Source organism: Sinomonas sp., from assembly GCF_051955515.1.
Classification (GTDB): Bacteria; Actinomycetota; Actinomycetes; order Actinomycetales; family Micrococcaceae; genus Sinomonas.
This window is the reverse complement of sequence record NZ_JBQCGQ010000231.1, coordinates 1-8,835: the sequence shown is the minus strand read 5'-3', so window position 1 is coordinate 8,835 and position 8,835 is coordinate 1. Positions and strand designations below refer to the sequence as shown.

Genomic DNA, 8,835 nt, shown 5'->3' with positions numbered 1-8,835 from the left:
CGTCCCGCTCAAGGTCACCGCCGACCGGGTTGCGGGCTTCCGGGGCAGCATGCGCGGCAAGAGGCTCGAGCTCGAGGACCTCAGCATGATCGAGGTCGCTGCGAGCGGGCACGCGGTCCACCGCACCGAGGAGCTCATCGCAGCCTCCGACCGCAAGTACTTCAAGCTGGGGATCCAGCTCGCCGGGATGGGGCTCCTCCTCCAGGACGGGCGCGAGGCTGTGGTCCGCCCCGGCGACCTGGCTGTCTACTCGACCGATCGCCCCTATACCCTCGCGTTCGACGGCGACTTCCGCAGTCTGGTGTTCATGTTCCCCCACACGGCGCTCGACCTTCCGGCCGAAGCGATGGCGCAGATCACCGCGACCACGATCAGCGGCTCGAGTGGACTTGGCGCTCTTGTGAGCCCCTTCCTCGTGCGCCTCGCAGACAGCCTCGAGTCGATTGCCGGCCCCAATGGCACGCGGCTCGTCCACAATGCGCTCGACCTCGTGACCACGCTGTTCAACGGCGAGCTGGACGTGCGCGGCGCCTCGTTCCGGGACCCGCACCAGCTGCTCCTGGGGAGGATCCACGATTTCATCGAGACGAACCTCGGCGACCCAGACCTCTCACCCGGCTCGATCGCGACGGCCCATTACATCTCGACTCGCCACCTTCACGACCTCTTCCGCGAACTCGGAACCACGGTCGCGGCGTCGATCCGCGAGCGCAGGCTCGAGCGCTGTCGGCGCGACCTTCGCGACCCTGTCCTCGCGGATCGGCCGGTGACCGCCATCGCCGCCCGCTGGGGCTTCCTCGACTCGGCGCATTTCAGCCGCATCTTCCGGGCGGCCTTCGGCGAATCCCCCACGGGCTACCGCGCAGGCTGAACCTGCGGGCAGAGAGTGGCGCCCCGATGCGCGGTGACTGGAGAACCGCGCACCGAGGCGCCGGAGGGAACTACGCCGCCGCAGTTGGCGCCGTTCCCTCGTCTGCGACGCCCGCCATCTCGACGACGAGCGCTTCCGTGAGGTGCCGCTCCAGGTCGCGGTGCTCCGGGCGACCGGCGAGGTTCTCAAGCTCGCCCGGATCAGCATGGTGGTCGTAGAGCTCCGCCATCCCTGATCCGAAGTAGCGCGTGAGGCGGCCACGGGCCGTGATGACCGTACGCATCCGAACGGGCCCGGGAAGGCCCGGGAGCCCGAATGGCTGATCCTCTTCGACGAGCAGGGCCTCGCGATGCGTCTGGGCTTCTCCCCGCAGGATCCCCGCAAAGGACCTGCCCTGGATCCCGCGGAACGGCGCAGCGCCCGTGAGCTCCATGAGCGTGGGAACGAGGTCCGGGCTCGAGACGAGCGCATCGCTGCGCCCGCCGTCGCCGACCGCGCCGAGGCTGGCCGGCAGCGCGACCACGAGCGGCACGTTCGTGACCGCCCGATAATGCGAGAAGTGCTTGAGCATGAGGCCGTGGTCGCCGAAGAGGTCGCCGTGGTCGGCGGTGAAGACGACGACGGTGTTATCGGCGAGCCCCTGAGCCTCGAGCTCGGCGAGGATGCGTCCGATCTGCTCGTCCATGAGCGCGATCAAGCCGTACTGGGCCGCAGCAGCGTGGCGATACTGTTCCGCAGTCGCCGCCCAGGTCATCGTGGGATCGCTTCCCGGGCAGCCCCGTCGCGCGACCATCTGCTGGATGTGCCGCGGCGACGTCGAATGGTCCTGCTCGAAGCCCGGCGGCAGAGGAATGTCGTCGGGGCTATAGAGCTCGTCATACCCCTCGGGCGGCGAGAACGGATGATGAGGATCGGGGAAGGAGACGAACAGGAAAAACGGTGCATCCTGTCCCGCGGCGTCCTTGAGGTGCTCCACGGCCTTCTCCCCGATGTAGGCGCTCGGGTGCAGTTCAGCCGGGATCGCCGTCCGGTACACCTGGTCCCATCCCGGATAGACGGCCTCCGAGTTCTCTCGACCGCCGACGGCCCCTGGATCCAATCCGCGCTCGCGAGCCCAGTGCAGGTAGTGGCCGCCAGGATGGTCCCCGTGGCCTACCACGAGATCCACGTGCCCGTATCCGTAGTAGTCCGAGGGCAGGGGGATGAACCGCTCCTCGTGGGCCCTCCGGTCTTCCCAGCGGTCCCACCCTTCCGCGACCCCGCGCTGGCGCGCGTCGGCGGAGTGCTCATCCAGCAGGAGCGGCGCGGTCGCCCGAATCTCCTCCTGCTGTTCGGGCTCGAAGTCCCACCCCATGTTCTGGTGGTGCAGCTTGCCGACGCCGATCGTCCGGTAGCCCGAATCGGCGAGCGAACGCATGAGCGTGCGCGACTCCGGATCGAGCGGGATCCCGTTGCAGCGTGTCCCGTGGGCGGAGGGCCATCGACCGGTCGCGAGCGAGGCACGGTTGGGCATGCACGTCGGGTTCGCGACGGTCGCGTTCTCGAAGACCGTTCCGCGGGCGGCGAGCGCGTCGAGGTTGGGGGTGCGGACCACGGAATTCCCGCCGAAGCCGAGGTGGTCGGCCCGCAGCTGATCCGCGACGATCATCAGGACATTGGGCCGTCGCTCCGGCTGCACCGGGCGCTCGGCGGCCGTCACGCTGGCCTCTTGATCAGCGAGAGCACCTCGGTGCGCTGCTCGGCGAACTCGGGCAGGGCGCGCGTGGTGATCTGATCGCGCGGGGACGGGAGATCGACGTCGACGACGCGCAGCACCCGCGCGGGCTTCGACCCGAGCACGACGACGCGATCGGCCAGGTACACCGCCTCATCGATGTCGTGGGTCACCACGAGGATGGTCATGCCGAAGTCCTCGCGGATCTTGAGGCACAGGTCCTCAAGGTCGAATCGCGTCTGGGCGTCGACGGAGGCAAAGGGCTCGTCCATGATGAGGATCTCGGGCCGGTATGCGAGGGCTCGCGCGATGGCGACCCGCTGCTGCATGCCGCCGGAGAGCTGCCACGGGTACTGGTTCTCCGCGTGGGAGAGCCCCACGGCGTCGAGCGCTTCGTCGCAGCGCGCCTTCAGTTCTGTTCTGGGCAGGCGCAGGTGCCGCAGCGGAAGAATGACGTTCTTCCTGACCGTGAGCCACGGCATGAGCGACCGGCTGTAGTCCTGGAAGACGAGCGCCATCTCGGGCGGAGGCCCGCTGATCTTGCGTCCGTCGATCGCGGCGTACCCGGACGAAGCCGGCTGAAGGCCCGCGAGGCACTTCAGGAACGTCGTCTTGCCGATCCCTGAGGGGCCGACGATGCACACGACCTCCCCGGCGCCGACGCTGAAGGTGAGGTCCTCGATCACCTTCTTGGCGCCGTCGGCCCTTTGTGAGGAGGAGCCCTTTGAGCCGTAGCTCTTGGCGAGGTGGACGACGTCGAGCCGAGGGGGCTCGGGGACCGTAGGCGCGTCCGTCTCCGTGAGTGGGGCGGTTTCTGTAGTTCTCATGATGCACGGGCCAATCTGCGGGAGCCGATGTACCAGGCCAGCACCTTGCGGCGGACCAGGTCGAACAGGAAGTTGGCGGCGAAGCCGATCACACCGAGGAGGAGGATTCCGGACCACATGTCCGAGATCATGAAGCTCTGCTGGGCCAGGAGCGTCATGGCACCGATGCCCTGTGAGGGGCCGAGCATCTCCGAGGCGATCATCACCACGAAGGCGGTCTGCAGGCTCACCTGCAGACCCGAGAAGATCTGCGGGGACGCCGCAGGAAGGAGGACCGTGACGACGCGGTCGCGGCGCGAGAGCCGGTAGACCTGCGCGACGTCGAGCAGCCCGCGGTCCACGGCCCGCAGGCCGTCGACTGTCGCGATGAACGTCGGGAAGAACGCCGCGAGGGCGATGCTCGCCACCCGCATCTCGGGGCCGAAACCCATGAGCGAGATGAAGATCGGAACCAGCGCCACGGGCGGGATACCCCGGAGGAAATGGATCAGGGGATCCACGGCCCAGCGGACGGGCGCCGCCAGGGCCGTCACGAAACCCACGGCGACAGCGGCAAGCGCCGCGATCGCGTACCCGAGAGCGAGGTTCCTCAGGCTCACGAGCACATCCGACGCGAAGTGGTCGAAGAGCCACAATGCACGGAACCGGTCCAGGATGTCAGCGAGGGGCGGAAAGAAGGTGTCCGTGGAACCGGCTGAGGCGAGCCACCATCCGGCCAGGAGGAGGGCGGGCGTCCCTATTCCCAGGAGCCAGAGGACTGGGCGCTTGTTCATCAGTGCACCACCTCTCGGTAGGACTCGTGCCAGTGCAGGAGCCGTCGCTCGGCGACCCTCGTTCCCAGCTGGAACAGCAGTCCGAGGACGCCCAGCACGATCACCAGCGCGTAGAGCGTTGGGTAGTCGCCGCCCGCCTGTGCAAGGTACAGGCTCTGGCCGAGCCCGGGTCCGCCGCCGAGGAGTCCAGCGACGACGGTGATGATGAGCGCGGCCGGGGCCGAGACCCTCAGGGCCGTGCCGATGTACGGCATGGCGCTGGGGAGCACGATGCGCACGAGGATCTCGGCGGGCTTCATTCCGTACGAACGGGCCGTGTCCCGGGCCACGGGGTCCGTGCTGTGGACGCCGTCGACAGTCTGCATCACGATCGGCAGGAGGCATCCCAGGAAGACGAGGAACCAGGACATCTGCCCTGTGGGCCCGAGGATGAGCACCACGAGCGGGAGGATCACGATGGGCGGGATCGGCTTGAGGAATTCAAGGGCAGCCCGCGTCGCGTAGCGGACGGGCTCGAAGCTCCCCACGAGAATACCGACGACGATCCCCCCGATGGCTGAGGCCGCGAGGCCGAGGAGGGCGATCCCGACCGTCTGGGCGAGCGCGGACCAGAAGTCGGGGCTGCTGGCGAGGCCCCCGAGGTCGATGGCGACGCTGCCCACCGATGGCAAAGACCCCCCGGCCGCGCGGGCCGCCGACGCAGCCTGCCAGAGCAGCAGGGCGACGGCGACACCTCCGACCCCCGCCGCGAGCGGCTTGAACGAGGTTCTCATCTCTAGAGGACCAGATTTGCCGGCAGCTTCACCGGGGTCTTGAGGTACCCCAGCTCGGCCATGGAATCGTTGACCCGCTGGATGTCGTCAGTCGTGACCTTGTCCGGCCAGTAGTTCACCGCTCCGTCTTTGATGACCTCGAGGGGGTTGTTCGTGATCTGTGCGCTCAGCTGCTGGGCCTCGTCGATGTGCTGGTTTGCATAGGCGTTCGCCTTGTAGATGGCGGCCTTGAAGCCCTCGATGGCCTTGCGCTCCTTCTGCAGCGCGCTGTTGCCGGTCACCCAGAGGCCCACTGCGCCGGCCTTGAAGAACTCGACACCCGGGGAGGCAAGGAGCCGGTCCCCCTGAGAGATGGCCTTCGAGACGAACGGCGCGACGAGGGATGCCGCGTCCACTCGGCCGGAGTTGAGCGACTGGAGCGCCGACGAGGGATCGAGGACCATCCAGTTCACCTTCGAGGGGTCGCCGCCGTCGTCCTTGATCAGCTTGCTGACGGTCACTTCGAGCTGCGCCTTGCGGGCGGGAACGGACACGGACTTGCCTTCGAGATCCTTCGGCCGCTTGATCGTCGAATCCTTCTGCACCAGGAGGCCGGTGTCGTCCACCTTGGTCATGTCCTTGCTGGACATGGCCACATCGGAGTATCCGTCCGCTGCCGCCACCACGGTCAACGGCACGTTGTTGCTGAGGGCGTTGAGAAGCGGGATCGACGGCGTGTAGGTGAGGTCGAGCTGCCCACTCTGGGCCGCGGCAATCCCGGCTGGCGGATTAGCGACGACGGAGGTCTTCACGTCAAGGCCCTGTTCCTTGAAGAAGCCCTTGTCGATGGCGAGTTTGATCGCCGCGTCACTGCCGATGCCGATCGTGCCGACCTTGAGGGTCGTGACGGAGTCGCCGGCGGCCGAACTCGCCGACGAGCTTCCTCCGCAGGCAGAGAGCGCGAGCGCGAGGACGGCGGCGAGGGCCGCGGGAATGCTTCGTCGCATGGAGAGGTCTCCTCGTGATGGTGGGTGGGTAGGAATGAGATTCAGAGCAGTGCTCGCTCGTGGACGGTGCGTCCGGCGGCGAGCGTGAGGGTGACATCCGCTTCGAGGAGATCCTCGATGCGATCGTCGTCAGGCCACGGCGTGGAGAGGACGCAGAGGTCGGCTGCCATCCCGGGGATGATCCGCCCCTTTGCCTTCTCGGCGCGGTCCTGCCAGGCGGCGTCGGCCGTCATGGCGGCGAGTGCGCGGCGACCGCCGATGCGCTCGGGGTCATCCGCGGCACCCGTCGTGGTACGGGTTCCTCGGCGCACGGCGGCCACGATGGTCTCGCGCCAATCCGTGCTTGCCACCGGAGCATCCGAGGCGAGGCTGAACTTGATCCCGGCCTCCGACGCCGAATGCAACGGCTGGTGGCGGGTGAACCGTGCGTCGCCGAGCAGGCGGCGCATCGCGTCTCCGGCGCCGTGGCGGATGAGGGGATTCGTGCTGTAGCCGACGCCGTGACGCGCCATGCGAGCCAGCGTCTCGTCGCTGCTGAAGGCGCCGTGGATGATGTAGTGGCGGTTGAGGGCGGGGGTGGCCCGGCTGATGAGCGCATCGACAGCCGTCTCGGTCGCCGCGTCGCCTGTCGCGTGGATCCCGGCTTGGAGACCGGCGGCGTCGATGAGCTCCAGGATCCTCCCCAGTTCCTCGACGCGCTCCTTCTCGGAGCGGCCGACGACGACGAGACTCCCCCGCGTGCAGTGGTCACCGTACGGTTCGGTCATCCAGGCCGTTCCGCTGCGGGGAATGCCGTCCGCGAAGACCTTCACTCCGGCGATCCGGAGGAGCGCGGGATCGAGCCCTCGATCCGTGTACTCGCGCGCCAGTCCGCTGTTCAGCCCGGCCTCGACGGCGGCTGCATCCGCTCCCCCTGTGCCGGCAAAGAGCAGGAGAACGGTGGTCCGGAGCGTCAGCTCCCCCGCCTCAGCGAGGTCTCCCAGCAGCTTCAGGGCCGCGACGGACCCGGAGCCGTCAAGCAGCCCAGCACTCGCCGGCCCCAATCCCGGCTCCGTGAGAGAGGTGATCCCCTGGGCGTGGAGCCGACGCTGCATCGCCAGCATGGCCTCGCGAAGCGTGCGCTGCGGGATCGGCGGAAGCGCCCTGTTGAGCAGCTCCATCGCGCCATCCTGAAAGACCCCGGTGGGCTCGCCGCCGGATTTCCTGCCCACCACGCCGCCTGCCGGAGCTTCGATGCCCCGATTGAGACCCGCACGCTCCAAGGCGGCCCTGTTCGCTGCGAGCTGGTGCCCCGTCGCGTCGAACGCAATGACCGGGACCCCTGGGCGGACCTCGAGGAGCTGGTCCTGTGCCGGTCCGATGAGGACGTCGTCCCAGCCCCGCGCACGGATCCACCCGTCGTCCCCAGGCTCGGCACGCTCGAGGATCGCTGCCACCTGCGCCCAGCTCGGGGCTACGGCCGCATCCACCGAAACGTACCCGAACGCGGCCATCGAGGTGGCGGTGAAGTGAAGGTGTGCGTCGTTGATGCCCGGGAGAACAGCGCCTCCCCCGGCATCGATGACCGTCGTCGCCGGACCAATCGCCGTGCCGACCTCGGCCGATCCCACTGCCATTACCCGCCCGGCTCGGACAGCCACGGCATCCGTCGTCGGAGCCGACGCATCCATAGTCAGCACGTCGGCGTTGACGATCGCAACCTCGGCATCTGCCGTCATCCGTGTCTCCTCATGTCCTGTGGGACTTGGCCCGCTGTGCTTTGGCCCTCTGTGCTTTGGTCCTGTGTGCGAGCTGGCCCTGTGTGAGCTGGCCCTGTGTGAGCTGGCCAACGTCTCTGGACAGAAGTATGTCGCTTGACTAGGTCACTTGACTAGGTTTTGCCGTAAAATCTTTTGTGACGGCCTCCCAAGCCGTCGTCTGCCTAGGATGGGCGCACTGAGAGGGGGAAGTCTGGATGCCGAGAATTCCGGCTGAGGAGCGGCGTTTGCAGTTCGTCGAGGCCGCGGCGCGGGTGATCGCCACGGAGGGACTTCCCGCCGCGACGACCCGGCGGATCGCCACCGAGGCGGACGCCCCGCTCGCGGCGCTGCACTACTGCTTCCGCAACAAGGAGGAACTGCTCCAGGAGGTCTACTACTTCCTGAGCCGCGACTACGCCAAGAGCCTCCCGCCCATCGCGGACCTGAGTGCAGGGCTGCCGTCAGTGATCCGCCAGCACGCCCGGCGCATCTGGGAACGCATGCTTCAGCGCCCGCACGAGCAGGTCACCACGTTCGAGCTGCTGCTGCGTCGATTCCGCGAGGGACCCGAGCAGGAGTCGGCGGCGCGCGAACAGAACCGCTCGATGTACGAGGGTTGGGTCTCGTCGACGAAAGAGCTCTTCCGCTCCGCTGCGGAGGCCGCTGGCCAACCCGCACCGCACAATCTTGATCTCATCGCACGGCTCTTCGTGTCCGGGATCGACGGCATCAGCATGCAGCACATTGCCGACCCCCGTGAGGAACAGTCACGGCAGCTCATCGAACTGCTCGCCGATTCCCTCGGCGCGCTCGTTTCCGCAGAAACGGAGGCCGAGGCCGCCGGCACTCGCAACGGGTGAGGGCTGGGGATCAGAACGGAGGAGGAGGCTGCTCCCCCGCTTGGGGTTCGGCCTGTTTGTTCGCGACCTCCGGCACGAGACCCCGCTCAAGTGGCCCCGCAACGGCTCGGCCTCCGAGAGGCGAAGTCCAAGCCACGTCGCCGTCCTCGCGTTGTGATCTCCAGGAGCCGATGCTCTTGAGCGCATGATGCTTGCGGCACAGGGACTGCAGGTTGTCGGCGTCCGTCGCCCCGCCGTGCTGCCACTCGATACGGTGATCGATCTCCGACCGCGCGGCCGGGCAGCGACAGTC

9 protein-coding genes are annotated in these 8,835 nt (G+C 67.9%); 2 read left to right on the top strand and 7 right to left on the bottom strand.

Features of this window, described 5'->3' with window-relative positions; all coding sequences use genetic code 11:
* Positions 1-871: helix-turn-helix domain-containing protein (locus tag ACTHL9_RS13770; protein ID WP_440519861.1), on the top strand; the 871-nt coding region annotated here is incomplete at its 5' end.
* Between the two features lie 70 nt (positions 872-941).
* Here the strand turns inward: ACTHL9_RS13770 and ACTHL9_RS13765 are convergent.
* Genes ACTHL9_RS13765 through ACTHL9_RS13740 form a run of 6 tightly spaced genes read right to left on the bottom strand, consistent with a single transcriptional unit; the run spans position 942 to position 7,662 of the window.
* Positions 942-2,570 carry a sulfatase family protein gene (locus ACTHL9_RS13765; protein ID WP_440519860.1) on the bottom strand — a complete coding sequence of 543 codons (1,629 nt, stop codon included), beginning with the start codon at positions 2,568-2,570 and terminating at the stop codon, positions 942-944.
* A complete protein-coding gene (locus tag ACTHL9_RS13760) occupies positions 2,567-3,412 on the bottom strand; it encodes an ABC transporter ATP-binding protein (protein WP_440519859.1) in 846 nt (281 codons plus the stop codon). The genes ACTHL9_RS13765 and ACTHL9_RS13760 overlap by 4 nt, the downstream gene beginning before the upstream one ends.
* Positions 3,409-4,185 (bottom strand): ABC transporter permease, encoded by a 777-nt coding sequence (locus ACTHL9_RS13755; RefSeq protein ID WP_440519858.1) that lies wholly within the window; start codon positions 4,183-4,185, stop codon positions 3,409-3,411. Before ACTHL9_RS13755 ends, ACTHL9_RS13760 begins: the two co-directional genes overlap by 4 nt.
* Entirely contained in the window at positions 4,185-4,958 is a 774-nt protein-coding gene (locus ACTHL9_RS13750) for an ABC transporter permease (protein ID WP_440519857.1), read from the bottom strand. The genes ACTHL9_RS13755 and ACTHL9_RS13750 overlap by 1 nt, the downstream gene beginning before the upstream one ends.
* A gap of 2 nt (positions 4,959-4,960) precedes the next feature.
* On the bottom strand, positions 4,961-5,944 hold the full coding sequence (locus tag ACTHL9_RS13745; protein ID WP_440519856.1) for an ABC transporter substrate-binding protein: 984 nt from the start codon (positions 5,942-5,944) through the stop codon (positions 4,961-4,963).
* 41 nt (positions 5,945-5,985) lie between these two features.
* The gene (locus ACTHL9_RS13740; protein WP_440519855.1) at positions 5,986-7,662 is read right to left on the bottom strand and encodes an amidohydrolase; all 1,677 of its coding nucleotides are present in this window, start codon (positions 7,660-7,662) and stop codon (positions 5,986-5,988) included.
* Between the two features lie 266 nt (positions 7,663-7,928).
* Here ACTHL9_RS13740 and ACTHL9_RS13735 point away from each other — a divergent pair, with 266 nt between their 5' ends.
* Positions 7,929-8,543, top strand: a complete 615-nt coding sequence (locus ACTHL9_RS13735; protein WP_440519854.1) for a TetR/AcrR family transcriptional regulator — start codon at positions 7,929-7,931, stop codon at positions 8,541-8,543.
* A gap of 10 nt (positions 8,544-8,553) precedes the next feature.
* Here the strand turns inward: ACTHL9_RS13735 and ACTHL9_RS13730 are convergent.
* Positions 8,554-8,835: HNH endonuclease signature motif containing protein (locus tag ACTHL9_RS13730; protein ID WP_440519853.1), on the bottom strand; the 282-nt coding region annotated here is incomplete at its 5' end.